Source organism: Streptomyces sp. NPDC002520 (genome assembly GCF_053595235.1).
This window is the reverse complement of record NZ_JBSFXG010000015.1, coordinates 165,150-188,518: the sequence shown is the minus strand read 5'-3', so window position 1 is coordinate 188,518 and position 23,369 is coordinate 165,150. Positions and strand designations below refer to the sequence as shown.

22 protein-coding genes are annotated in these 23,369 nt (G+C 70.4%); 11 read left to right on the top strand and 11 right to left on the bottom strand.

Annotated features, from left to right (window positions below; genetic code table 11):
• The first annotated feature begins 50 nt into the window (after positions 1-50).
• Positions 51-932: a hypothetical protein gene (locus ACWD5D_RS22460; RefSeq protein ID WP_451374497.1), complete on the top strand. Its 882-nt coding sequence runs from the start codon at positions 51-53 to the stop codon at positions 930-932.
• A 191-nt stretch (positions 933-1,123) separates the two neighbouring features.
• Here ACWD5D_RS22460 and ACWD5D_RS22455 read toward each other — a convergent pair whose 3' ends face one another.
• Entirely contained in the window at positions 1,124-2,809 is a 1,686-nt protein-coding gene (locus tag ACWD5D_RS22455; RefSeq protein ID WP_451374496.1) for a BACON domain-containing protein, read from the bottom strand.
• A gap of 217 nt (positions 2,810-3,026) precedes the next feature.
• Between ACWD5D_RS22455 and radA the strand changes: the two genes are divergently transcribed.
• Both radA and disA read left to right on the top strand, forming a co-directional pair.
• Positions 3,027-4,436 (top strand): DNA repair protein RadA, encoded by a 1,410-nt coding sequence (radA, locus tag ACWD5D_RS22450; protein WP_451374495.1) that lies wholly within the window; start codon positions 3,027-3,029, stop codon positions 4,434-4,436.
• 79 nt (positions 4,437-4,515) lie between these two features.
• The gene (gene disA, locus ACWD5D_RS22445) at positions 4,516-5,640 is read left to right on the top strand and encodes a DNA integrity scanning diadenylate cyclase DisA (RefSeq protein ID WP_451374494.1); all 1,125 of its coding nucleotides are present in this window, start codon (positions 4,516-4,518) and stop codon (positions 5,638-5,640) included.
• A 184-nt stretch (positions 5,641-5,824) separates the two neighbouring features.
• On the opposite strand, the gene ACWD5D_RS22440 is transcribed toward disA, so the two are convergent.
• A complete protein-coding gene (locus ACWD5D_RS22440) occupies positions 5,825-6,703 on the bottom strand; it encodes a hypothetical protein (protein WP_451374493.1) in 879 nt (292 codons plus the stop codon).
• A 218-nt stretch (positions 6,704-6,921) separates the two neighbouring features.
• On the opposite strand from ACWD5D_RS22440, the gene ACWD5D_RS22435 reads away from it, so the two are divergent.
• The 5 genes from ACWD5D_RS22435 (at position 6,922) to cseC (ending at position 11,442) form a co-directional block, all read left to right on the top strand.
• The gene (locus tag ACWD5D_RS22435) at positions 6,922-7,797 is read left to right on the top strand and encodes an A/G-specific adenine glycosylase (RefSeq protein ID WP_451374492.1); all 876 of its coding nucleotides are present in this window, start codon (positions 6,922-6,924) and stop codon (positions 7,795-7,797) included.
• Between the two features lie 303 nt (positions 7,798-8,100).
• On the top strand, positions 8,101-8,640 hold the full coding sequence (locus tag ACWD5D_RS22430; protein ID WP_451374491.1) for a SigE family RNA polymerase sigma factor: 540 nt from the start codon (positions 8,101-8,103) through the stop codon (positions 8,638-8,640).
• A 41-nt stretch (positions 8,641-8,681) separates the two neighbouring features.
• The gene (locus tag ACWD5D_RS22425; RefSeq protein WP_451374490.1) at positions 8,682-9,281 is read left to right on the top strand and encodes a hypothetical protein; all 600 of its coding nucleotides are present in this window, start codon (positions 8,682-8,684) and stop codon (positions 9,279-9,281) included.
• Positions 9,282-9,368: 87 nt separating this feature from the next.
• On the top strand, positions 9,369-10,073 hold the full coding sequence (cseB, locus tag ACWD5D_RS22420; RefSeq protein ID WP_451374489.1) for a two-component system response regulator CseB: 705 nt from the start codon (positions 9,369-9,371) through the stop codon (positions 10,071-10,073).
• 13 nt (positions 10,074-10,086) lie between these two features.
• Entirely contained in the window at positions 10,087-11,442 is a 1,356-nt protein-coding gene (cseC, locus tag ACWD5D_RS22415; RefSeq protein WP_451374488.1) for a two-component system sensor histidine kinase CseC, read from the top strand.
• A gap of 127 nt (positions 11,443-11,569) precedes the next feature.
• Here cseC and ACWD5D_RS22410 read toward each other — a convergent pair whose 3' ends face one another.
• Positions 11,570-13,192 carry an MDR family MFS transporter gene (locus ACWD5D_RS22410; protein WP_451374487.1) on the bottom strand — a complete coding sequence of 541 codons (1,623 nt, stop codon included), beginning with the start codon at positions 13,190-13,192 and terminating at the stop codon, positions 11,570-11,572.
• Positions 13,193-13,317: 125 nt separating this feature from the next.
• Here ACWD5D_RS22410 and ACWD5D_RS22405 point away from each other — a divergent pair, with 125 nt between their 5' ends.
• Positions 13,318-13,932 (top strand): TetR/AcrR family transcriptional regulator, encoded by a 615-nt coding sequence (locus tag ACWD5D_RS22405; protein ID WP_451374486.1) that lies wholly within the window; start codon positions 13,318-13,320, stop codon positions 13,930-13,932.
• A 15-nt stretch (positions 13,933-13,947) separates the two neighbouring features.
• Here ACWD5D_RS22405 and ACWD5D_RS22400 read toward each other — a convergent pair whose 3' ends face one another.
• Positions 13,948-14,499: a M23 family metallopeptidase gene (locus tag ACWD5D_RS22400; RefSeq protein ID WP_451374485.1), complete on the bottom strand. Its 552-nt coding sequence runs from the start codon at positions 14,497-14,499 to the stop codon at positions 13,948-13,950.
• A 456-nt stretch (positions 14,500-14,955) separates the two neighbouring features.
• Here ACWD5D_RS22400 and ACWD5D_RS22395 point away from each other — a divergent pair, with 456 nt between their 5' ends.
• Entirely contained in the window at positions 14,956-15,594 is a 639-nt protein-coding gene (locus tag ACWD5D_RS22395) for an HAD family acid phosphatase (protein WP_451374484.1), read from the top strand.
• Positions 15,595-16,081: 487 nt separating this feature from the next.
• On the opposite strand, the gene ACWD5D_RS22390 is transcribed toward ACWD5D_RS22395, so the two are convergent.
• Entirely contained in the window at positions 16,082-18,607 is a 2,526-nt protein-coding gene (locus tag ACWD5D_RS22390) for an ATP-dependent Clp protease ATP-binding subunit (RefSeq protein ID WP_451374483.1), read from the bottom strand.
• Positions 18,608-19,037: 430 nt separating this feature from the next.
• Between ACWD5D_RS22390 and ACWD5D_RS22385 the strand changes: the two genes are divergently transcribed.
• Positions 19,038-19,709 carry an SCO3374 family protein gene (locus ACWD5D_RS22385; protein WP_451374482.1) on the top strand — a complete coding sequence of 224 codons (672 nt, stop codon included), beginning with the start codon at positions 19,038-19,040 and terminating at the stop codon, positions 19,707-19,709.
• On the opposite strand, the gene ACWD5D_RS22380 is transcribed toward ACWD5D_RS22385, so the two are convergent.
• The 6 genes from ACWD5D_RS22380 to ACWD5D_RS22355 all read right to left on the bottom strand — a co-directional run bounded on the left by ACWD5D_RS22380 (position 19,688) and on the right by ACWD5D_RS22355 (position 23,367).
• A complete protein-coding gene (locus ACWD5D_RS22380) occupies positions 19,688-20,023 on the bottom strand; it encodes a histone-like nucleoid-structuring protein Lsr2 (RefSeq protein ID WP_451374481.1) in 336 nt (111 codons plus the stop codon). The two genes, ACWD5D_RS22385 and ACWD5D_RS22380, sit on opposite strands and share 22 nt — an antisense overlap.
• Before the next feature lie 202 nt (positions 20,024-20,225).
• The gene (locus ACWD5D_RS22375) at positions 20,226-20,759 is read right to left on the bottom strand and encodes an amino-acid N-acetyltransferase (protein ID WP_451374480.1); all 534 of its coding nucleotides are present in this window, start codon (positions 20,757-20,759) and stop codon (positions 20,226-20,228) included.
• Positions 20,760-20,768: 9 nt separating this feature from the next.
• On the bottom strand, positions 20,769-21,188 hold the full coding sequence (locus tag ACWD5D_RS22370; RefSeq protein ID WP_451374479.1) for a BlaI/MecI/CopY family transcriptional regulator: 420 nt from the start codon (positions 21,186-21,188) through the stop codon (positions 20,769-20,771).
• Between the two features lie 173 nt (positions 21,189-21,361).
• Positions 21,362-21,538: a hypothetical protein gene (locus ACWD5D_RS22365; RefSeq protein WP_451374478.1), complete on the bottom strand. Its 177-nt coding sequence runs from the start codon at positions 21,536-21,538 to the stop codon at positions 21,362-21,364.
• Between the two features lie 208 nt (positions 21,539-21,746).
• A complete protein-coding gene (locus ACWD5D_RS22360) occupies positions 21,747-22,409 on the bottom strand; it encodes a hypothetical protein (RefSeq protein WP_451374517.1) in 663 nt (220 codons plus the stop codon).
• Between the two features lie 160 nt (positions 22,410-22,569).
• Positions 22,570-23,367, bottom strand: a complete 798-nt coding sequence (locus ACWD5D_RS22355) for a type III pantothenate kinase (RefSeq protein WP_451374477.1) — start codon at positions 23,365-23,367, stop codon at positions 22,570-22,572.
• Between the last annotated feature and the right edge of the window lie 2 nt (positions 23,368-23,369).

The window sequence follows — 23,369 nt, the reverse complement described above, 5'->3', positions numbered from 1 at the left end:
TCGTCCGTGCACGGTCCCCGGAGCGGCGCCGGGCCACTTACCCTGGAGACGTGCCAAAGACGAAAAAGGCGAAGGACCAGAAGGCCGCCAAGGCGGACAAGGCGACCAGATCCTCCAAGGGATCGAAGGATTCTTCGCAGGCGAAGGCGTCGACGTCCGCACGGGCCCCGAAGGTGAGCGACGAGAAGGGGCTCGACTTCGCGCGGGCATGGGTGGAGTTCCCTGATCCGGCGGACGACGAGCAGGTCTTCCGCTGCGATCTGACATGGCTCACCTCTCGCTGGAACTGCATCTTCGGCAGCGGCTGCCAGGGTATTCAGGCGGGCCGCGCGGACGACGGGTGCTGCACTCTGGGGGCGCACTTCTCGGACGAGGACGACGAGAAGCGGGTGGCCGAGCACGTGGCACGCCTCACCCCGGAGATCTGGCAGCACCACGACGAGGGCACGCGCGGCGGCTGGATCTCGGAGGACGAGGACGGCGACCGGCAGACCCGCCCCTTCCAGGGATCCTGCATCTTCCAGAACCGTCCCGGCTTCGCCGGCGGCGCGGGCTGCTCGCTGCACATCCTGGCGCTGAAGGAGGGTCGCGAGCCGCTGGAGACCAAGCCGGACGTGTGCTGGCAGCTGCCGATCCGGCGGACGTACGACTGGATCGACCGCCCCGACGACACGCGCGTCCTCCAGGTCTCCATCGGCGAGTACGACCGCCGGGGCTGGGGTCCGGGCGGTCACGACCTGCACTGGTGGTGCACCTCGGCGACGTCGGCGCACGGCGCGGGCGATCCGGTGTACGTGTCCTACCGGGCCGAGCTGACCGAGCTGATGGGCAAGGAGGGGTACGACCGGCTGGTCGAGCTGTGCGAGGCGCGACTGGCGTCGCAGTTGCCGCTTGTCGCGCCGCATCCGGCCGATCCGGAGCCGGTCGACTGAGGTCGGCTTCGGGGCGCCGGGGGTGGGGATTGTTCGGCCCGCCCGCGGGTTGCGGGTCGCAGGTGGCCGGTCGCGCCCACGCGGCGGAGCCGCATATCGATGCGGCCCCGCGCCCCTAAGGAACTGCAGCGCCGTCGGTCGTGAACATGCCCTTGGCTGTATCTCCCACCACATCCACGCCCTCCCCCCGGCTAACTGTCCGAAGGGCTCGGGCTGTCGCTGTCGCTCGGAGACGGGGAGGAGCTGGGCGGGTCCGACGGGGTCGGGGCCGAGGGGCTGGGGCTCGGGTCCGTCGGGGACGGGGACTCGCTGGTCGGTGGGGTGGTGGGGGGTGTGGTCGAGGGGGTCGGGTCGGGGGTGTCGGAGGGGGAGGCCGGTGGGGTCGGCGGTCCGGAGGGCGCCGTGCCGTAGCCGTCGATGGTGACGACGGAGCCGGCCGGGGAGACCGCGACCTGGGCGCGCCAGTGGCCGGAGGGCTCGCGCAGGTGGTCGACGTACACCTTGATCGTCAACGTGTCGCCGGGGTCCAGGGTTCCCGAGGACTGGCTGAGGTAGAGCCAGGACGCCGAGGTGGTCGCGGACCAGCGCACCGGTGCGGAGCCGGACGCGGTGAGGGTGATCAGCGTGGTGTCGCCGTCGTGGCCGGCGCCGACCTCGAGCTGCCCCTCGCCCTTCGTGCCGGTTCCGGTGACGCTGACGACCTCCACGGAGACGTCCGCCTTGCCGTTCTTGCCGAAGCGCGAGCCGGGTCTCACGCTGGCGTTGCCCGCGTTCTCGTACCCGCCCGCCGCGTCGCTGCCGAGCGCGTCGGGGCTCTTCGCCTCGCGCGCGGTGATGGAACGGCCGTCCGCGTCGGCGATGGGTCCGCCCCGGTAGGCGGCCCACAGGGCGAGGACCGGGGCGGCGACGACGGTGGCGACGACGGTCGTGGTGACGGCACGCGCGCGCAGCCGGTCGCGCCGGGCCGCGCGGTCCTTGGGGTCCATCGGAAAACCACGCCGGTCGAAGCGCGGCACGGCGGCACCCCGCGCGCGCGGGTGGTGCGCGAGGGCGACGCGCAGGGCCGCGCGGGGCGCCTCCAGGACGGGCAGCTCGGCCGGGGTGACCGTGGCACCGGGCCAGCGGCCGGGCACCGCGCGCTCGGCGGTGCGGCGGCAGCGCGGGCAGTCGTCGACGTGCCGGACCAGCTCGCGGCGCAGGGCCGCGCTGAGGACCAGACGGCTGTCGCCGGTGAGGTGGGCCACGCTCGGGCAGCCCCCGGTCTCGACCACGGCGAGGGCGGCCCGGGTCCGCTCCACCTCGCACGCGGCGGAGGCCAGCAGCTCGCGCGCGACGGCGGGCTCCATGCCGAGCACGGCGGCGACCTCGTTCGCCGCGAGCTGGTGGCGGACGGCCAGCTCCAGCGCCTCGCGCTGCTCGGGGGTGGTGCCGGCCGCCTCCGGCCAGGCGAGCAGGGCGAGTTCGCGGCGCCGCCGTTCCCGGACCTCCGGGGTGACGGGTGGATCCGGCGCCTGCTTCCCGGCCGCGGGACGGCTCGCCGCATGGGTGACCTGACGTTTCTGCTTGGCCTGGGCGAGCCCGCGCAGGCATGCCCAGCGGGCCAGCGCGTACAGCCAGGCCCTGCGGTCGGCCGCGGCCTGCGGGACGCGCTGTCCGCGCCGTTCGGCGAGCGCGAGGACGTCCCGGAGGGCGGCGGTGGCGGCGTCGTGGTCGCACAGCACCGACAGGCAGTAGGTGAACAGACCGTCCAGATACGGCTCGTAGCGCGCCGACGGCCGCTGGGCGAGGGTGCGTGCGGCGGCGCGGTCGCGCGCCTCCCGGTGCGCCCGGTGCGCGCCGGTGGTGCGGGTCGAGGTCTCCGGACTGCTGCTCATCACCTGTGCGACCGTAGGCGGCGGCGGTGCGCCCCTTGTTGCACCTTGAGCACATTTAACCCGTACGGGTGAAACGATCCCTCATAAGGGGACAGGAACCCTTCATTCCGTGGCTCGAATTCGACGGGCCATGGCCGGTATCGAACCCCTTCAGCGGCCTCTGGACCACGCCCATGCGCCCCGGGCGGGCGTTGTCAGTGGTCCGGGCTACGGTTTCCGCATGGCTGCCCGTACCAAGACCACCAAGGACCGACCGTCCTACCGCTGCACCGAGTGCGGCTGGCAGACGGCGAAGTGGCTCGGCCGCTGCCCCGAGTGCCAGGCCTGGGGAACCGTCGAGGAGTACGGCGCGCCCGCGGTGCGTACGACGGCGCCGGGCCGGGTCACCAGCTCCGCGCTGCCCATCGGCCAGGTCGACGGCCGCCAGGCCACCGCCCGCACCACCGGCGTGCCGGAGCTGGACCGGGTGCTCGGCGGCGGTCTCGTACCCGGCGCGGTCGTGCTGCTCGCGGGCGAGCCCGGCGTCGGCAAGTCCACGCTGCTGCTGGACGTGGCGGCCAAGTCCGCGAGCGAGGAGCACCGCACCCTCTATGTGACCGGCGAGGAGTCGGCGAGCCAGGTGCGGCTGCGCGCCGACCGCATCCGCGCTCTCGACGACAACCTCTATCTGGCCGCCGAGACCGATCTGGCCGCCGTCCTCGGACACCTGGACGCGGTCAAGCCGTCCCTGCTGATCCTCGACTCCGTGCAGACCGTGGCCTCCCCCGAGATCGACGGCGCGCCCGGCGGCATGGCCCAGGTCAGGGAGGTCGCCGGGGCCCTGATCCGCGCCTCCAAGGAGCGCGGCATGTCCACACTCCTCGTGGGCCACGTCACCAAGGACGGCGCGATCGCCGGCCCCCGCCTGCTGGAGCACCTGGTCGACGTCGTCCTCCACTTCGAGGGCGACCGGCACGCGCGCCTGCGTCTGGTGCGCGGTGTGAAGAACCGCTACGGCGCCACGGACGAGGTCGGCTGCTTCGAGCTGCACGACGAGGGCATCACCGGGCTCGCCGACCCCAGCGGGCTCTTCCTGACCCGCCGTGCCGAGCCGGTCCCCGGCACCTGCCTGACGGTCACCCTCGAGGGCCGCCGCCCGCTGGTGGCCGAGGTGCAGGCGCTGACCGTGGACTCCCAGATCCCCTCCCCGCGCCGGACCACCTCGGGCCTGGAGACCTCCCGGGTGTCGATGATGCTGGCGGTGCTGGAGCAGCGCGGCCGGATCAGCGCGCTCGGCAAGCGGGACATCTACTCGGCGACGGTGGGCGGCGTGAAGCTGTCGGAGCCCGCCGCCGACCTCGCGATCGCCCTCGCCCTCGCCTCCGCCGCGAGCGACACCCCGTTGCCGAAGAATCTCGTCGCGATCGGCGAGGTGGGTCTCGCGGGCGAGGTGAGACGGGTCACGGGAGTGCAGCGCAGGCTCGCCGAGGCGCACCGGCTGGGCTTCACGCACGCGCTGGTACCGGGCGATCCGGGCAAGGTCCCGGCCGGGATGAAGGTCCTGGAAGTCGCCGACATGGGGGACGCGCTCAGGGTGCTGCCGCGCTCGCGTCGCCGAGAGGCCCCACAGGAGGCGGAGGACCGCCGGTAGACTTTGCGCAGGTCTCGCCCGTCCGTACGAACCGAGCAGGGGACGGGAGCGCCTCAGAACCTGCGACCGGAGGAGTGCAGTGGCAGCCAACGACCGGGCAGCAGCTCCCGGAAAGTCCGGTGGGAGTGCCGGTTCCGATGGCCTGATGCGCGCCTCGCTGAGCGCTGTGGCTCCGGGTACCGCCATGCGTGACGGACTGGAGCGGATCCTGCGCGGCAACACCGGCGGGCTGATCGTGCTGGGCTCCGACAAGACGGTCGAGGCGATGTGCACGGGCGGATTCGTCCTGGACGTCGAGTTCACGGCGACGCGCCTGCGGGAGCTGTGCAAGCTGGACGGCGGCATCGTGCTGTCGTCGGACCTGTCGAAGATCCTGCGGGCCGGCGTGCAGCTGGTGCCGGACCCGACGATCCCCACGGAGGAGACGGGTACGCGGCACCGGACGGCCGACCGGGTCTCCAAGCAGGTCGGCTTCCCTGTGGTGTCCGTCTCCCAGTCCATGCGGCTGATCGCCCTGTACGTCGACGGGCAGCGGCGCGTGCTGGAGGACTCGGCGGCGATCCTGTCCCGGGCGAACCAGGCGCTGGCGACCCTGGAGCGGTACAAGCTCCGCCTGGACGAGGTCGCGGGCACGCTGTCGGCGCTGGAGATCGAGGACCTGGTGACGGTCCGCGATGTGTCGGCGGTCGCGCAGCGGCTGGAGATGGTGCGGCGCATCGCCACCGAAATCGCCGAATATGTGGTCGAACTGGGCACGGACGGTCGTCTTCTGGCTCTCCAGCTGGAGGAGTTGATCGCCGGGGTCGAGCCGGACCGTGAGCTGGTCGTCCGGGACTATGTTCCCGAGCCGACGGCCAAGCGGTCCCGCACGGTCGAGCAGGCCCTGTCCGAGCTGGACGCCCTCACCCACGCGGAGCTGCTGGAACTGGGCACGGTGGCGCGGGCGCTGGGTTACACCGGCTCCCCCGAGACCCTCGACTCGGCCGTGTCCCCGCGTGGCTTCCGCCTCCTGGCGAAGGTGCCGCGCCTTCCCGGCGCAATCATCGACCGGCTGGTCGAGCACTTCGGGGGGCTGCAGAAGCTGCTCGCTGCGAGCGTCGACGACCTGCAGGCGGTGGACGGCGTCGGTGAGGCGCGTGCGAGGAGTGTCCGCGAGGGGCTGTCGCGGTTGGCCGAGTCGTCGATTCTCGAGCGGTACGTCTGAGTTCTCGGCCGGTCCGTTTACGTGCGGGCCGATGGGGGCTGGTCGCGCAGCTCCCCGCGCCCCCAGGAAGTTACGGTGACGCCGACCGCACAGGCCCCGCACCTACCCGGTCACCTGCGAGCCGCCGGGGGGCTCGTCGCGCAGTTCCCCGCGCCCCTTGGGGGGGGTGCGGTGTCGTCCGTCGTCAGTCCGCCGACAGGACGAACGACGCCTGGGACTTGGAGAAGCCCGGGGTCTTCGCTTCCAGGAGGTAGGTGCCGGGCTTGGCCGAGCCCGCTGGGGGTGTCGCGCACTGGGGGGCGCTCGGCTTGCGGTCCCACTGCACGGTGTAGGTGATGCTCTGGCCCGCGGCCACGCGGAAGACCAGGTCGGCGGCACCCTTGGGGCAGTCGGCCGAGGACCAGTACGTGTCGTCGCCGTCGGCCGGGGTGACCGTCAACACCGCGTGCTTCGGGCCGAGATCGACCTTGCAGTCGGTGGACGAGGAGTTCTTCGCGACCAGTTGGAAGGTCGGCGTCTGGTCCGGCGAGTAGGAGTTGTGCTTGCTGCGCAGGGTCAGGGAGACCGCGCCGGAGGAACAGACGGGCAGGTCGGAGGACGCCGAGAGCACGTCACCCGAAGTGACGTCGCCGGAACCGGAGCCCGAGCCGGAGCCCGAGCCGGACCCGGAGTCGCCGCCCGAGCCACTGTCGGAGCCGCCGCCCGAGCCGGACGAGCCGGAGTCGCCGGCCCCCGCGGAGTCGGAACCGCCGCCGGAACCGCCACCCGATCCGCCACCCGATCCACCGCCGGATCCGCTGCCGCCGGAGTCTCCGCCCGACTCGTCGCGCCCGCCGGGGTGTTGGCTGTACGCGGGGCCGGATCCGGACGGTCCCGGGGTGATCGTGGACACGGGATTCTTGTCGTTGGACCCGCCCGCGCTCGTCCTGCCGCTCCCGCCGCCGGACGTGACGACCCACATGATCAGCAGCGCCAACAAGGCGACCAGGGACAGCAGTACGGCCCTCCTTCGCCAGTAGATGGAGGAGGGAAGCGGCCCGATCGGATTGCGCAGAGATCCCACGGCGCAAACTGTACGAGAGATCGGCGCGCTCGCTTGCGTCACCCGCCGTCCGGACACCAACTTTTCCGGATCATCATCCCGGGCAACTTCCGCCGAGTACAGGCATCTTCGACGCCCCTCCGGCCCGCCGCGCGGAGCGTTCCTCACCCGGCGCAACGCTCCGGTTCCGCGCCGCAACCGACCATGTGCGCGCACGGCGTGGCAGGATCGGAAAGGCCATGACTGAAAAGCTTCACGCCCCCGTGATCGACTGGTTCGACATCAACGCCCGCGACCTCCCCTGGCGCCGCCCGGAGGCGGGGCCGTGGGGCGTGATGGTCAGCGAGTTCATGCTCCAGCAGACCCCCGTGAACCGAGTGCAGCCCGTCTACGAGCAGTGGCTGGCCCGCTGGCCGCGCCCCGCCGACCTCGCCAAGGAACCCCCGGGCGAGGCGGTGCGCGCCTGGGGCCGGCTCGGCTATCCGCGCCGCGCCCTGCGCCTGCACGGCGCGGCCGTGGCCATAACGGAACGGCACGGCGGGGACGTGCCGACCGACCATGCGCAACTGCTGGCTCTGCCCGGCATCGGCGAGTACACGGCCGCCGCGGTGGCCTCCTTCGCGTACGGGCAGCGGCATCCGGTGCTGGACACGAACGTGCGCCGGGTCTTGGCGCGCGCGGTGACGGGGGTGCAGTACCCGCCGAACGCCACCACCGCCGCCGAACGCCGGCTGGCCCGTGAGCTGCTGCCCGAGGACGACAGGACGGCCGCCCGCTGGGCCGCCGCCTCCATGGAGCTGGGCGCGCTGGTGTGCACGGCGAAGAACGAGGGCTGCCAGCGGTGCCCGATCGCCGCGCAGTGCGCCTGGCGGCTGGCCGGCAAGCCGGAGCACGAGGGGCCGCCGCGGCGCGGGCAGACGTACGCGGGCACCGACCGTCAGGTGCGCGGCAAGCTGCTCGCGGTGCTGCGCGATGCGCACGCGCCGGTGCCGCAGGCGGTGCTGGACCGGGTGTGGCACGAGCCGGTGCAGCGTGCCCGCGCGCTCGACGGGCTCGTCTCCGACGGACTGGTGGAGCCGCTGGCGAACGGTCTGTACCGGCTGCCGCTGAGCTGACGCCCGGCCAGGTCGGCCGAGTCGGCCGACCTGGCCTGCCAAGTCACAGGGCGGGGGCTTCCGTTACGACAGCCCCCGCCAGGCCAATTACCCTATAACGGGACAAAAAGACCAACTCCCTTACCCCGCGCCTACTTCCGTTACACAACCGACGGACATCCGATTGCCGGCCGCAGGCCGCTCCGCACAGCCCCGTGACAACTGCTCCGTAGTTTCTGTGTCGTGCCCGGCGGACCACCGGGACAGCGGGACGGCAGAACTTCAGGCACAAGCCGGAGTCACGGGGAACGGAGGCGGTTGATCATGGCGCAGGGTGAGGTGCTCGAGTTCGAGGAGTACGTCCGCACCCGGCAGGACGCGCTGCTGCGCAGCGCCCGCCGGCTGGTCCCGGACCCGGTGGACGCCCAGGACCTGCTGCAGACCGCGCTCGTGCGGACGTACGGCCGCTGGGAGGGCATCGCCGACAAGCGGCTCGCCGACGCCTACCTGCGCCGCGTGATGATCAACACCCGGACCGAGTGGTGGCGGGCGCGCAAGCTGGAGGAGGTCCCGACCGAGCAGCTTCCGGAGGCGCCGGTCGACGACTCCACCGAGCAGCACGCGGACCGGGCCCTGCTGATGGACATCATGAAGGTGCTCGCACCGAAGCAGCGCAGTGTCGTCGTGCTGCGACACTGGGAGCAGATGTCCACGGAGGAGACGGCCGCTGCCCTCGGCATGTCGGCCGGTACGGTCAAGAGCACGCTGCACCGGGCGCTCGCCCGGCTCCGCGAGGAGCTGGAGGCGCGCGATCTGGACGCACGCGCGCTGGAGCGTGAGGAGCGGGAGCGTTGCGCGGCCTGACCGGGGCCGGGCCCAGCAGGGCCCGAGGGAGTTCTCTGGCGGTGATCTCGGCTGTGGCCTCGGTCGCCGCCCTCGCCCTTTTTCTCGCCTCGTGCAGCAGCGGCGGCACGGGCGCGCGGGACGAGGGCCCGGCGCACGCCTCCGCGGTGGCCGGCGCCGTCACCTCGCCGTCGGCGAGCCCCTCCGAGACGTACAAGCGCGTGGACGCGGTCGCGCTGCTGCGGAAGGACCCGCAGGTCTCGGAGGCGATCAAGCGGGACCTGAAGCCGTGCGGCGGCGACGACTACCCGGTCGACGTCACCTACGGCCACCTGACCGGCGGACCCGTCAACGACGTCGTCGTCAACGTGCTTACCTGCGGCGACTGGGTCGGGCTCGGCACCTACGTGTACCGGGACGTCCGCGGCACGTACAAGAACGTGTTCCGGGCGGAGGAGTCACCGGTCTACGCGGAGATCGACGGCGCCGACCTGACCGTGACCAAGCAGGTGTACGACACGGACGACGCCCTCTCGAACCCGTCCAGGGAGACCGTGATCACGTACAGCTGGAAGGCGGGCCGGTTCACCCAGGTGCACACGCACGAGACCGACTACAGCAAGACGGGCGGCGACACGGCGGCGCCCGCGCCGGACAACTGACCACACCACACACCGCGCCACACCGCACCGCACTCCGCCGCACGCACCCCCACACACACGCACACCACGAGGACTGAGAGCACCGGGATGGCAGACCAGACCCACGTCCTGTTCGTCGAGGACGACGACGTCATCCGTGAGGCCACCCAGCTCGCCCTGGAGCGGGACGGCTTCGCGGTCACCGCGATGCCCGACGGGCTGTCGGGCCTGGAGGCGTTCCGGGCCGACCGCCCCGACATCGCGCTGCTGGACGTCATGCTCCCGGGCCTGGACGGCGTGAGCCTGTGCCGTCGTATCCGGGACGAGTCGACCGTGCCGGTGATCATGCTGTCGGCGCGTGCCGACTCCATCGACGTCGTCCTCGGTCTGGAGGCGGGCGCCGACGACTACGTGACCAAGCCGTTCGACGGTGCGGTGCTGGTCGCGCGGATCCGGGCCGTGCTGCGACGCTTCGGGCACGCGGGCGGCAGGGCCAAGGCCGAGGCCGCGGCGGACGCGGTGAACGACGGGGTGCTCACCTTCGGGGACCTGGAGATCGACACCGACGGCATGGAGGTGCGCCGGTCCGGGCAACCGGTCGCGCTCACGCCGACCGAGATGCGGCTGCTGCTGGAGTTCTCCTCCGCGCCGGGCACCGTGCTCTCCCGCGACAAGCTGCTGGAGCGCGTGTGGGACTACGGCTGGGGCGGGGACACCCGGGTCGTCGACGTGCATGTGCAGCGGCTGCGCCAGAAGATCGGCCCGGACCGGATCGAGACCGTCCGTGGCTTCGGCTACAAGCTGAAGGCCTGAGCGGAGCACCGTGATGCGGGGGATCCTGCGACACCCGGTCCGGCGCATGGAGCGCGCGGGTCTGCACACCGGGCTCAGATGGAAGCTCAGCGCGGCGATCGCGCTGGTGGCCGGTCTTGTGGCGATCGCGCTGAGCCTGGTCGTGCACAACGCGGCCCGGGTCTCGATGCTCGACAACGCACGCGACCTGGCCAACCAGCGCGTCCAGATCGCGCAGCGCAACTACGAGCTGAACCGGCGGCCGAACTTCCCCAGCATCAAGGTCGACGACCCCGGGCTGCCGGCCGCGCTGCGCGAGAAGGTGGAGCAGGGCCGCAAGGCCAGCGACGTCACCGACGACGCGGACGTGCCGGACATCTGGGCGGCCGTGCCCACCAAGGACGGGCATGTGCTGTCCCTGCACACCCCCATGCCGGACCGTTCCTCCGACGTGCTGAAGGACCTGGACCAGGCGCTGGTCATCGGCTCCGTGGCGGTCGTGTTCGGCGGCAGCGCGCTCGGCGTGCTGATCGGCGGGCAGCTGTCCGGGCGGCTGCGCAAGGCGGCGGCCGCCGCGAACCGGGTCGCAGGCGGCGAGACCGACGTCCGGGTGCGGGAGGCCATCGGCGGGATCGTACGGGACGAGACCGACGATCTCGCGCGCGCGGTGGACGCCATGGCGGACGCGCTGCGCCAGCGCCTGGAGGCCGAGCGCCGGGTCACCGCCGACATCGCGCACGAACTGCGCACCCCGGTGACCGGTCTGCTCACGGCCGCCGAACTGCTGCCCCCGGGCCGCCCGACCGAACTGGTCCTGGACCGGGCGAAGGCCATGCGGACGCTGGTCGAGGACGTCCTGGAGGTCGCCCGGCTCGACGGTGCCTCCGAGCGGGCCGAGCTGCAGGACATCATGCTGGGCGAGTTCGTCGCCCGGCGGGTGGCCGCGAAGGACCCGGACATCGTCGTACGGGTGGTGCACGAGTCGGAGGTCACCACCGACCCGCGCCGCCTGGAGCGCGTGCTGTTCAACCTGCTCGCGAACGCCGCCCGGCACGGCAGGCCGCCGATCGAGGTGAGCGTCGAGGGCCGGGTGATCCGGGTCCGCGACCACGGCCCCGGCTTCCCCGAGGAACTGCTCGCCGAGGGCCCGAGCCGGTTCCGCACCGGCAGCGAGGACCGCGCCGGCCAGGGCCACGGCCTGGGCCTGACCATCGCCGCGGGCCAGGCCCGGGTCCTCGGCGCCCGGCTGACCTTCCGCAACGTACGTCCGGTCGACACGCCGCCCGGCCTGCCGTCGGAGGGCGCGGTGGCCGTCCTCTGGCTCCCGGAACACGCCCCCACCAACACGGGCAGTTACCCGATGCTGCCGCTGTCCGGCGGAGCCGGCTGACCGGGTCGACCAGCACCGCCTCCGCGACCCGCACGGCTCTGGGCGGCCGGCACGAGGCGGGTGCCCGCAGACACGACGAAGGCCCCCGGGGCGGACACCGACCGGGGGCCTTCGACTCGGGGACGCGTCAGACCGCGTCGACCACGGGCGGCGCGACCGCGCCGTCGCCCTCCTGCGAGGAGGCCTGCTTCTGCGGACCGCCCTTCAGCGGCACCTCCTTGACGAACAGCGCGAGGATCAGCACCGGCACCGCGATCACCGCGCCGAGCAGGAACGCCGAGTGCGTACCGGAGGACACCGCGTGCTGGTACGCCTCCCGTGCCATCGCGGGCAGCTTCGCCAGGCTCTTCGCGTCCAGCTGGGCGGACTTCTCGGTGATGCCCTTGCCCAGCGCACCGGCCCGCTCGGCCATGACGTGCTGGACCCGGTTGTTGAACAGCGCGCCCATGATGGCGACACCGAAGGAGGAACCGAGCGTACGGAGCAGCGTCGTGGACGAGGAGGCCACGCCCATGTCCTTCATCTCCACGCTGTTCTGTGCCACCAGCATGGTGATCTGCATCAGGCAGCCCATGCCCAGACCCAGGACGGCCATGTAGATGCCGGAGGTCAGCCGGGTCGTCCCGGTGTCCATCAGGGACAGCAGGTACAGCCCGACGATCATCAGCGCGCCGCCGACGATCGGGAAGATCTTGTAGCGGCCGCTGTTGGTGGTGACCCGGCCGGCGACCATCGAGGTCACGAGCATCGCGCCGAGCATCGGCAGGAGCAGCAGACCGGAGTTGGTCGCGGAGGCACCCTGCACCGCCTGCTGGTACAGCGGCAGGTAGAGCGTGGCACCGAACATCACGAAGCCGGTGATGAAGCCGATGACGGACATCAGGGTGAAGTTGCGGCTGCGGAACATGTGCAGCGGAACCACCGGCTCGGCGGCCTTGGTCTGCCACCACACGAACCCGATCAGCGAGACGACGCCGATGGCGGTCAGCTCCATGATCCGCGCGGAGGTCCAGGCGTACTCGGTGCCGCCCCAGGTGGTGACCAGCACGATCGAGGTGATGCCGACGGTCAGCAGCGCGACGCCCAGGAAGTCGATGCGCGCCTTCGCCCGCTTCTTCGGCAGGTGCAGCACGGCGCTGACCAGCGCCAGGGCCACGGCACCCAGCGGCAGGTTGATGTAGAAGGACCAGCGCCAGCCCCAGTTGTCGGTGATGGTGCCGCCGACCAGCGGACCGCCGATCATCGCGAGCGCCATGACACCGGCCATCATGCCGGTGTACTTGCCGCGCTCCCGCGGCGGGATCAGGTCGCCGATGATCGCCATGACGCCGACCATCAGACCGCCGGCGCCGAGACCCTGCACGGCGCGGAACCCGATGAGCTCGCCCATGTTCTGGGCCATGCCGCTGAGCGCCGAGCCGATCAGGAAGATCACGATCGACAGGAGGAACGAGCCCTTGCGCCCGTACATGTCACCGAGCTTGCCCCAGATCGGGGTCGAGGCCGCGGTGGCGAGGGTGTAGCCCGTCACCACCCAGGACAGGTGCTCCAGGCCTCCCAGCTCGCCCACGATCGTCGGCATCGCGGTGCCCACGATCATGTTGTCGAGCATCGCGAGCATCATCGCGATCATGAGCGCGAGCAGGACCACTCGGACGCTCTTCGGCTGCTTCTCGGACTTTCCGGGTTTCGCCGTCTCCGGCTGCTCCGGTATCGGCCGGCCGGTCTCGGCCGTCTGCGTGTCCGCCATCTCTCCCACTCCCCCTGGCGGCCATCACTTACTTGCCGCCCGGCTAGTTCATTACACTGGGGAAAGTAGACTGGAAACTAGCCGGGCGTCAAGTAAGTTTCCGCGGGAGCGCAAGGAGTACGAGGATGGGCGTCACCATGGACGGCACGAAGCAGCAGCGCCGCGGCAACACCCGCCAGCGCATCCAGGACGTGGCGCTCGAACTCTTCGCCGAGCAGGGCTACGAGAAGACCTCCCTGCGCGAGATCGCCGAGCGTCTCGACGTCACGAAGGCGGCTCTCTACTACCACTTCAAGACGAAGGAAGAGATCATCGTCAGCCTCTTCGAGGATCTGACGCAGCCGATCGAGGACCTGATCGAGTGGGGCAGGAGCCGCCCGCACACACTGGAGACCAAGCAGGAGATCGTACGGCGCTACAGCGAGGCCCTGTCCGGCGCGGAACCGCTGTTCCGGTTCATGCAGGAGAACCAGGCGACGGTACGGGAACTGCGCATCGGCGACACCTTCAAGGACCGGATGCGCGGCCTGCGGGACATCATCATCGACCCCGAGGCCCGGCTCGCGGACCAGGTCCGCTGCATCAGCGCGCTGTTCACGCTGCACGCGGGGATGTTCGTGATGCAGGACCTGGAAGGCGACCCCGAGAAGAAGCGCGAGGCCGTTCTCGAGGTCGCCGTGGATCTCGTCACGCAGGCGCACGAGGGCGCCCGCCAGGATGACCGGCTCCCGCCAGGGTGACCGGCTGACGCGGGATCAGACCTTGACGCCCTTGGCGTGCAGGAAGGCGACCGGGTCGACCGCGGAGCCGTAGTTCGGGGTCGTGCGGATCTCGAAGTGCAGGTGCGGGCCGGTGGAGTTGCCGGTGCTGCCCGAGAGCGCGATGTGCTGGGCGGTGTTGACGACCTGGCCGACCTTGACGTCGATCCGGGACAGGTGCGCGTACTGCGAGTAGGTGCCGTTGCCGTGCTTGATGACGACGGCGTTGCCGTACGCGGGACCGTCACCGGCGCCGTTGGGACCGGCCTTGACGACGGTGCCGCCGTGCGCCGCGAGGACCTCGGTGCCGGTCGGCACCGCGAAGTCCTGACCGCTGTGCTTGGCGACCCAGTGGCTGCCGGACTGCATGAAGCTGGCCGACAGGGTGTACTTCTTCACCGGGTCGACCCAAGAGGCCGCGGAGGGAGTCGCGGCGCTCGCGATCCCGCTGCCCAGTACCGCCGTGGCGCCCATTCCGAGGGCCAGGACGGCCGCGCGGTTGCGGAGCGAGGACGTACGGGAGTTACGGGACGTGAAGCGCTGGAACATCTAGACCTCGTGAAGTCGGGAACAGAGAGCCACCCGGCGTACGAATGCTTCCGCTCGGCGGGTGGGCAATTCATTGGTAACCCGCCACCCCATCGGCACTCAATCCCCCCCATCTACGACTCGGTGCAGTAGACGGCATCAAATACCATTACTTCTTGACAGATCGCCCATTTCAGACACCCGGCCCCTGACGTGGCCTTTCCTCTCCAGGCGTCACCCCTAAAATCCCTTTTGTCCCGTTTGGAGATCCACGATCGGGGTTAGTACCGGGTATTTCGCTGTGTGCCATGTCACCGACTCCATAAGCCGTGGACCGGAGAAATGTGACGCAGGCCTCTATCCACCTACCGATCAGTAACCTTACGGTTCCCCTCGCGACACCCGCACAGCAGATCATGCCCCTGACAGATCACTTTTCGGGCCGTGCAGCGTACGGACGTGAGAGGAACCCCACCGATGACCACACGCCCCTGGGCGCGCCGGATATCCGTCACCGCCGTCTCCGTGGCCGCGCTCGCCGCACTGGCCGTCCCCGCGCAGGCGGCCGACTCCGCCGCCCCGGCCGCCGCCGGCAGCTCCACCGCGGCCGCCACCACCGGCAAGGTCGACTACGCCACCTGGCAGAAGGACTGCCAGACGGTCATGAACCAGGCCCTGCCGTACCTCAAGTACCGCATCGCCCACGCCGAGCCGGGCGAGAAGCAGGCGATCGTCTTCGACATCGACAACACCACGCTGGAGACCGACTTCGGGTTCTCCTACCCGCAGCCGGCCAACAAGCCCGTGCTGAACGTCGCCCAGTACGCCCAGCAGCACGGCGTGAAGCTGTTCTTCGTCACCGCGCGTCCGGGCATCATCTACTGGCCCACCGAGTACAACCTCGAGCACGACGGCTACGACGTCTCCGGCCTGTACGTCCGCGGCCTGTTCGACCTGTTCAAGGACGTCGCCGCCTACAAGACCGCACAGCGCGTCGACATCGAGAACCAGGGCTACACGATCGTCGCGAACATCGGCAACAGCGCCACCGACCTCTCCGGCGGCCACGCCGAGAAGACGTACAAACTCCCGGACTACAACGGCCAGTTGTCCTGACCCGCCACTGAGTCCACCGACTGGGCTCCATCCCTGTCTTTGAGGTTCTACGACCACGGGGTGGCGGATGGAGCCCGCGGCAATCGGCGGGAAGCCGGCCCTCGGGCTGATCGTCTCGCTGTTGAAGAAGCTGTTCCCTGCGGACGGCCCCGGAGCCGGACTGGTCGCAAAGCCCATACGGCTGAGAGAACTCGTCCCCTTCCGAAACAGCGGACGCGGACCGGGCGAGAAGGAAATGCGCAAACTCGCCGCGCAGCTGGTGGACGCGGCGCTCGATTCACCGGGTCCTCGCGGGCGGCCGCGGCCTCGGCATCGCCTTGGACAGGACCGCGCACGACGCGGACTTCCCGGACACCGAAGTACTGGCTCCCCGGTCCCGCCCCTTCGCCTTCTGATCTCAAGGCGCCCACAGACCCCGAAAGGGGCCGGTGCTCGAAAGCACCGGCCCCTTGTCGCGCGGTTTCTGCCCGGCCGATTCGCCGAAGCCTTACGCGTCCTTGCTCAGGTTCGGCCCGGCCCCGCCGGCCGCCTGCTCGATCGGCGGGACGTCCGGCAGTGCCGACTTCTCCTCACCCCGGAAGGTGAAGGTCTGCGTCTCACCCTCGCCCTCGGTGTCCACGACCACGATGTGACCGGGGCGCAGCTCGCCGAAGAGGATCTTCTCGGAGAGCGAGTCCTCGATCTCGCGCTGGATCGTGCGACGCAGCGGACGCGCGCCCAGCACCGGGTCGTAACCCTTCTTGGACAGCAGCTCCTTGGCGGACTGGGAGAGCTCGATGCCCATGTCCCGGTCCTTGAGGCGCTCGTCCACCTTGCCGATCATCAGGTCGACGATCCGCAGGATGTCCTCCTGCGTCAGCTGCGGGAAGACGACCACGTCGTCGACGCGGTTGAGGAACTCTGGCCGGAAGTGCTGCTTCAGCTCGTCCTGGACCTTGTTCTTCATGCGCTCGTAGTTGGTCTTCGTGTCACCCGAGGCCGCGAAGCCCAGGTTGAAGCCCTTGGAGATGTCCCGGGTGCCGAGGTTGGTCGTCATGATGATGACCGTGTTCTTGAAGTCCACGACCCGGCCCTGGGAGTCGGTCAGGCGACCGTCCTCCAGGATCTGCAGCAGCGAGTTGAAGATGTCCGGGTGGGCCTTCTCGACCTCGTCGAAGAGGACGACCGAGAACGGCTTGCGGCGGACCTTCTCCGTCAGCTGACCGCCCTCTTCGTAGCCCACGTAGCCGGGGGGCGAACCGAAGAGACGCGAGACCGTGTGCTTCTCGCTGAACTCCGACATGTCGAGGGAGATCAGCGCGTCCTCGTCACCGAAGAGGAACTCGGCGAGGGCCTTGGAGAGTTCGGTCTTACCGACACCGGACGGGCCGGCGAAGATGAACGAACCACCGGGACGCTTCGGGTCCTTCAGACCGGCGCGCGTACGGCGGATCGCCTTCGACAGCGCCTTGACGGCGTCGACCTGGCCGATGACCCGCTTGTGCAGCTCCTCCTCCATGCGGAGCAGGCGGCTGGACTCCTCCTCGGTCAGCTTGAAGACCGGGATGCCGGTGGCCGTGGCGAGGACCTCGGCGATCAGCTCGCCGTCGACCTCGGCGACGACGTCCATGTCGCCGGCCTTCCACTCCTTCTCCCGCTTGGCCTTGGCGGCCAGGAGCTGCTTCTCCTTGTCGCGGAGGGAGGCGGCCTTCTCGAAGTCCTGCGAGTCGATCGCGGACTCCTTGTCCCGGCGGACGGCGGCGATCTTCTCGTCGAACTCGCGCAGGTCCGGCGGCGCGGTCATGCGGCGGATGCGCATCCGGGAACCGGCCTCGTCGATCAGGTCGATCGCCTTGTCCGGCAGGAAGCGGTCCGAGATGTAGCGGTCGGCCAGCGTGGCCGCCTGGACGAGGGCCTCGTCCGTGATGGAGACACGGTGGTGGGCCTCGTAGCGGTCGCGCAGGCCCTTGAGGATCTCGATCGTGTGCGGCAGGGACGGCTCGGCGACCTGGATGGGCTGGAAGCGGCGCTCCAGGGCCGCGTCCTTCTCCAGGTGCTTGCGGTACTCGTCCAGGGTGGTCGCACCGATGGTCTGCAGCTCACCGCGGGCCAGCATCGGCTTCAGGATGGAGGCGGCGTCGATGGCGCCCTCGGCGGCACCCGCACCGACCAGCGTGTGCAGCTCGTCGATGAACAGGATGATGTCGCCGCGGGTGCGGATCTCCTTGAGGACCTTCTTCAGGCGCTCCTCGAAGTCACCGCGGTAGCGGGAGCCGGCGACCAGGGCGCCGAGGTCCAGAGTGTAGAGGTGCTTGTCCTTGAGGGTCTCGGGCACCTCGCCCTTGACGATGGCCTGCGCGAGACCCTCGACGACGGCGGTCTTGCCGACGCCGGGCTCACCGATCAGGACCGGGTTGTTCTTGGTACGGCGGGACAGCACCTGCATGACCCGCTCGATCTCCTTCTCGCGCCCGATGACCGGGTCGAGCTTGGACTCACGAGCGGCCTGGGTGAGGTTCCGGCCGAACTGGTCCAGGACGAGGGAGGTCGAGGGGGTGCCCTCGGCCGGGCCGCCGGCGGCGGCGGTCTCCTTGCCCTGGTAACCGGAGAGCAGCTGGATGACCTGCTGCCGCACCCGGTTGAGGTCTGCGCCCAGCTTGACCAGGACCTGGGCGGCGACGCCCTCGCCCTCACGGATCAGGCCGAGCAGGATGTGCTCTGTGCCGATGTAGTTGTGACCCAGCTGAAGCGCCTCGCGGAGCGACAGCTCCAGCACCTTCTTGGCACGGGGGGTGAAGGGGATGTGGCCGGACGGGGCCTGCTGGCCCTGGCCGATGATCTCCTCCACCTGCTGGCGGACCGCCTCGAGCGAAATGCCGAGGCTCTCCAGGGCCTTAGCGGCGACACCTTCACCCTCGTGGATGAGACCCAGGAGGATGTGCTCGGTGCCGATGTAGTTGTGGTTGAGCATCCGGGCTTCTTCCTGAGCCAGGACGACAACCCGCCGCGCGCGGTCGGTGAACCTCTCGAACATCGTTAATCGCTCCTCAGAGCGGTCAGGCAGTGGGGGGAACTTCCCCTCCCTGTCCTTCCGCAGCTTAGTCCCGCAAGCGGGGACCGCTCATTCCAACTGCCGACACCGTCCTTGGCCTCCTGACCCCGAACGCCGACATCTGCTCCAACCCGATGGTGCGAGACGATGTTCCCGCAGGCCAGGCAGTTACCCCACTCGCCAGTACGCCGATGGCGAACGTGAGACGGCCGATCCTGCGCGTCGCCCCCTCCCACTAGGCATGTCTTACCCGCAGGGACTGACACTCCATGCCGCGCGGCCTGGTTCCCTCCGCTATGGGCGAACAACCTTGCGCCTCCCCAGGGGCCCATACGCTCCCCTTTTGGGCACTGTGCGCAATTATCGGCACACCCAGCGTAACTCTCGGTGTGCTTCGCCGGTTGCACGTGGCATGGCTGGCTCGGTCCCCGTGACCTCCACGGTCCCTCTTCCCCGTCGTCCGTGCGACCCCGGCCCCGATGCCGGGGTCCGACGCTGGTACGAGAACGATCTGGGGTGGGCGACAGTGCCCGGCCGGCCGCTGCGGCTGGTCACGGGGGTGCGGTTCGACGTCCTGGACGTGCCGGCCGAGGCGGGCGCCGTGGCGCTCAGGCATCTCGCGCCGGGCTCTCCGGTGGCCCTGCGGGGCGAGCGGATGCGGCTGCTGGTGGCGGCGGGCGGCGCGGAGGAGCTGCCGCAGCTGCTGGACTGGCTGGAATGGGGGCCGCTGGACCTGGATCTGCGGGCCCTGGGCGCCGGGGGCCTGATGGAGGCGCCGGCTCGGCCCGAGCGGTTCCGCGGCGGGACTCCGTCGCCGGTGCGCGACCGTGCGAGGGCGGCTGCGGCCGCCGGGGAGTGCGCGGGCTCCGTGCAGGGGGCCGCCGTCTGGCTGCGGCCCCCCGAGCCGGGATGCGAGCTGGAGGCTTCGCTGCCGGCGCTGCCGGCCATCGGGGCCGCGGGGGGCGCCCCCGATCTCGTACGACTGGTGGACACGGTGGCAGCCCAGTGCCACCGGGTCCGGCTGCGGCGCCTGAGCGCCGGGCCGCCCGCCTGTCGGCGAAATCAGCCGTTGGCCTTCTCGTAGGCCTCGCGGATGGACGCGGGAACACGGCCGCGGTCGTTGACCTCGTAATTGTTCTCCTTCGCCCAGGCGCGGATCGCCGCGGTGTCCTGGCTGCCACCGGAAGCGGCACGCGCCTTTCCACGTCCACCCGAAGCACGGCCACCGGTACGCCGGCCGCCCTTCACATAGGGGTCGAGAAGGCCACGCAGCTTGTCCGCATTGCCGGTCGTGAGATCGATCTCGTAGGTCTTGCCGTCCAGCGCGAACGTCACGGTCTCGTCGGCCGTGCTGCCGTCGAGGTCGTCGACAAGAAGGACCTGAACCTTCTGTGCCACCGGATTTCCTTTCATCGATAACGAGAGGGCGAGGGGTGAGCGGCGTCCGCCGTTTCGCCGCCCCTGTTATATGCAGTACTGCAGTACGTCGGAAAGCAAACCGCTTTTGCCGGAAAAACACAAACCCCTGGGAGAGACCCAGGGGCCCGCCCCGGCCCGGAAACATGCGCGTTTCGGACATAGGGAACCGCGGCAATGACGATCACAGATGCAGAAGCATCCGACTGTTGCCCAAGGTGTTCGGTTTCACTCGTTCGAGACCGAGGAACTCAGCGACGCCCTCGTCATAGGAACGCAAGAGCTCCGCGTACACATCGGTGTCGACCGGTGTCTCACCGATCTCCACGAAGCCGTGCTTCCCGAAGAAGTCGACTTCGAAGGTCAGACAGAAAACGCGGCGAACGCCGAGCCAGCGCGCGGTCTGCAGCAACTTCTCCAGCAAGTGATGACCGACTCCGGCACCCCTGAGGCCGGGCTCCACCGCGAGAGTGCGCACCTCCGCGAGGTCTTCCCACATCACGTGCAGGGCACCGCAGCCGACCACCTCGGCGTTGTCGTCGCGTTCCGCGACCCAGAACTCCTGGATGTCCTCGTAAAGCGTGACCGTGGCTTTGTCGAGCAGGATGCGCTCACGGGTGTAGTCGTCGAGGAGACGGCGCACGGCAGGGACATCGCTGGTCCGGGCCCGCCGGACGGTGATGGCTTTTGCGGTGGCTTCGGGGCGCTCTGCTGACATGGGCGGACGCTATCGCTCGTCGGCCTCCGCCGCCGAGCCGGGGTTCTCCGCTTGAGCGTCTTGTGAAGCCTGCCGTGTTTCCGGTCCCTGGACGATGCGCCACGCGTCCCTGAGGGCCTGGCGCTGTTCGTCGCTCATCATCCCGAAGAAGGCGACGAGAGCGGCCGCCGGGTTGTCGCTCTGCGACCATGCGTCGTTCATCAGGGCGGCGGCGTACGCGGCCCGGGTCGAGACGGCCTCATATCGATAGGCGCGTCCTTCCGCCTCGCGCCGGACCCAGCCCTTGTGATGGAGATTGTCCAAAACGGTCATCACGGTGGTGTACGCGATGGACCGTTCCTGCTGCAGGTCTTCCAGGACTTCTCGAACAGTCACCGGGCGGTTCCACTTCCACACCCGGGTCATCACGGCGTCTTCAAGTTCTCCCAATGGGCGAGGCACAGCTCAGAACAATAGTGGGAGATCCTGCCCAATGACGTACCGAACGTGCGCTTTGGCCGCAAATGCGAACAAAAAGGGCGTACGACTCGAAAGCACCGATGGTGCGGAGAGTCGTACGCCGGGACGGGCGACGGGTGGGCGGTGGGAGGCGGCAGACGGGGTCAGGCGTCGCCGGTGGAGGCCTTGCCGGTGCCCTCCATGCGCGCGAGGGCGGCGTCGACGGCCGCGTCCTCCTTGGCCTTGGCGGCCCCGCCCTGGGTCTTCACGATCACCCTGACCAGACCGATGAAGAACACGGCCATGACGATGGGGGGCACGAGCGCGGAGACGTAGTCCATGGCTCCAGAGTAGCCACGCGGGACGGGGCGGAAGGGGCGGGGTGGGCGTGTCGCGGGCGGGGCGGGCGCGCAGACCCCCACAGCCCGCCGCCGGTTCGGCCGGTGGCGGGCTGTGGGGGCTGTGGGGGCTGTGGGGGCTGTGGGGGTCTGCGGCAGGCGGGCTGCCGGATCTGTGGTGGGGCGGCGGGCCCGCGGGGCCGCGGCGGATTCAGCCGGCGGCGAGTTGGCGGGGCTGCTGCGGGTCGGCCGGTGCCGCGGGTGGCTTGCGGCGCGGGAAGACCTCGCCCGGGGTGGGGATGGGCCGCTTCGGGCTCGCCGGTTCCGTGCCGGGGCGCTCGGCGGGGCGCTCCGACGGGGTGCGGCCGGGCTTCTGTGCGGGCTTCTGAGGCCGTTTCTCCGCCTCCTCGGCCACCATCACCCAGGCCTCGCCCACGCCGCCCCGAAGGGCAGTCAGGCGGTTCCGGGAGGCCGGTACGGCGGGAGCGGGGACCGTGTGCGCGCCCTGGGCGAAGCGGGCCCGTACCACCTGCTCGGCGAGGACCTGGCAGCGGCCGAGCAGGGCGGCGGCCACGGGGTTCCCGCGCAGCGCGCGGAGCGCGGCGAGGTCGTCCGGAGTCGGCCGGTACCCGGCGCCCAGCACCTCCTCCAGAAGCGTGAGGTACCCGGCGGCGGTGCCCGGCAGGGCGGATCGGTACCGGCCGAGATCGGTCACCAGGAAGGCGCGCAGCCTGGCTCCCTCGCGCATCGCCTCGTCGAGCGACTCGGCGAGGCGGAAGCAGTCCTGCACATCCTCGGTGGACGCGTGGCCGGGCTGAAGGGCGAGGGCGAGGGCGCGGCGGAGCACACGCAGCTCCTCCACGCCGAACGCCATGCCGCCGCGGGATCCGTATGGCGTGGGCATGCGGCGACGCTACCGCTAATCGGACAAAAGTGACGAATCGGACGGTTATGTCGTCGCGTGTCGCTCCCGGTTTCCCCCGACCGGGGCCAGGCGCGACCAGGCTCCGGTCCCCTCACATGCTCCGGTCTCCTCACATGCGGGACACGTTCCGCTCGTACACGAGGCGCAGTCCGATGAGCGTCAGCCAGGGCTGGTGTTCGTCGATCACCGAGGACTCCCCGAGCACCATCGGCGCCAGACCGCCCGTGGCGATCACCGTGACGTCGTCCGGGTCGTCGGCCAGCTCCCGGGCCATCCGGCTCACCACGCCGTCGACCTGCCCGGCGAACCCGTACACGATGCCCGCCTGCATGGCCTCCACGGTGTTCTTGCCGATCACGCTGCGCGGCCGGGCCACCTCGATCTTCCGCAGCTGCGCGCCCTTGACACCGAGCGCCTCCACGGAGATCTCGATGCCGGGCGCGATGACCCCGCCGACGTACTCCCCGCGCGTGGAGACCGCGTCGAATGTCGTGGCCGTACCGAAGTCGACGACGATCGCCGGGCCGCCGTACATCTCCACGGCCGCGACCGCGTTGATGATCCGGTCCGCGCCGACCTCCTTGGGGTTGTCGGTGAGGATCGGCACGCCCGTCTTCACGCCCGGCTCGACCAGGACCGCGGGCACGTCGCCGTAGTAGCGCCGGGTGACCTCGCGCAGCTCGTGCAGCACGGACGGCACGGTGGCGCAGATCGCGATGCCGTCGATGCCGTCGCCCAGTTCCTCGCCGAGCAGCGGGTGCATGCCCATCAGGCCCTGCAGCAGCACCGCGAGCTCGTCCGCCGTGCGGCGCGAGTCCGTGGAGATGCGCCAGTGCTCGACGATGTCCTCGCCGTCGAACAGGCCGAGAACGGTGTGCGTGTTGCCGACGTCGATCGTGAGCAGCATGG

What these genes read in the sequence shown, in the direction of transcription:
- radA (WP_451374495.1), top strand. Translation starts at nt 3,027, where the DNA reads ATGGCTGCCCGTACCAAGACCACCAAGGACCGACCGTCCTACCGCTGC.
- ACWD5D_RS22435 (WP_451374492.1), top strand. Translation starts at nt 6,922, where the DNA reads ATGACTGAAAAGCTTCACGCCCCCGTGATCGACTGGTTCGACATCAAC.
- ACWD5D_RS22430 (WP_451374491.1), top strand. Translation starts at nt 8,101, where the DNA reads ATGGCGCAGGGTGAGGTGCTCGAGTTCGAGGAGTACGTCCGCACCCGG.
- cseB (WP_451374489.1), top strand. Translation starts at nt 9,369, where the DNA reads ATGGCAGACCAGACCCACGTCCTGTTCGTCGAGGACGACGACGTCATC.
- cseC (WP_451374488.1), top strand. Translation starts at nt 10,087, where the DNA reads ATGCGGGGGATCCTGCGACACCCGGTCCGGCGCATGGAGCGCGCGGGT.
- ACWD5D_RS22410 (WP_451374487.1), bottom strand. Translation starts at nt 13,192, where the DNA reads ATGGCGGACACGCAGACGGCCGAGACCGGCCGGCCGATACCGGAGCAG.
- ACWD5D_RS22405 (WP_451374486.1), top strand. Translation starts at nt 13,318, where the DNA reads ATGGGCGTCACCATGGACGGCACGAAGCAGCAGCGCCGCGGCAACACC.
- ACWD5D_RS22400 (WP_451374485.1), bottom strand. Translation starts at nt 14,499, where the DNA reads ATGTTCCAGCGCTTCACGTCCCGTAACTCCCGTACGTCCTCGCTCCGC.
- ACWD5D_RS22395 (WP_451374484.1), top strand. Translation starts at nt 14,956, where the DNA reads ATGACCACACGCCCCTGGGCGCGCCGGATATCCGTCACCGCCGTCTCC.
- ACWD5D_RS22390 (WP_451374483.1), bottom strand. Translation starts at nt 18,607, where the DNA reads ATGTTCGAGAGGTTCACCGACCGCGCGCGGCGGGTTGTCGTCCTGGCT.
- ACWD5D_RS22385 (WP_451374482.1), top strand. Translation starts at nt 19,038, where the DNA reads ATGGCTGGCTCGGTCCCCGTGACCTCCACGGTCCCTCTTCCCCGTCGT.
- ACWD5D_RS22375 (WP_451374480.1), bottom strand. Translation starts at nt 20,759, where the DNA reads ATGTCAGCAGAGCGCCCCGAAGCCACCGCAAAAGCCATCACCGTCCGG.
- ACWD5D_RS22365 (WP_451374478.1), bottom strand. Translation starts at nt 21,538, where the DNA reads ATGGACTACGTCTCCGCGCTCGTGCCCCCCATCGTCATGGCCGTGTTC.
- ACWD5D_RS22360 (WP_451374517.1), bottom strand. Translation starts at nt 22,409, where the DNA reads ATGGCGTTCGGCGTGGAGGAGCTGCGTGTGCTCCGCCGCGCCCTCGCC.
- ACWD5D_RS22355 (WP_451374477.1), bottom strand. Translation starts at nt 23,367, where the DNA reads ATGCTGCTCACGATCGACGTCGGCAACACGCACACCGTTCTCGGCCTG.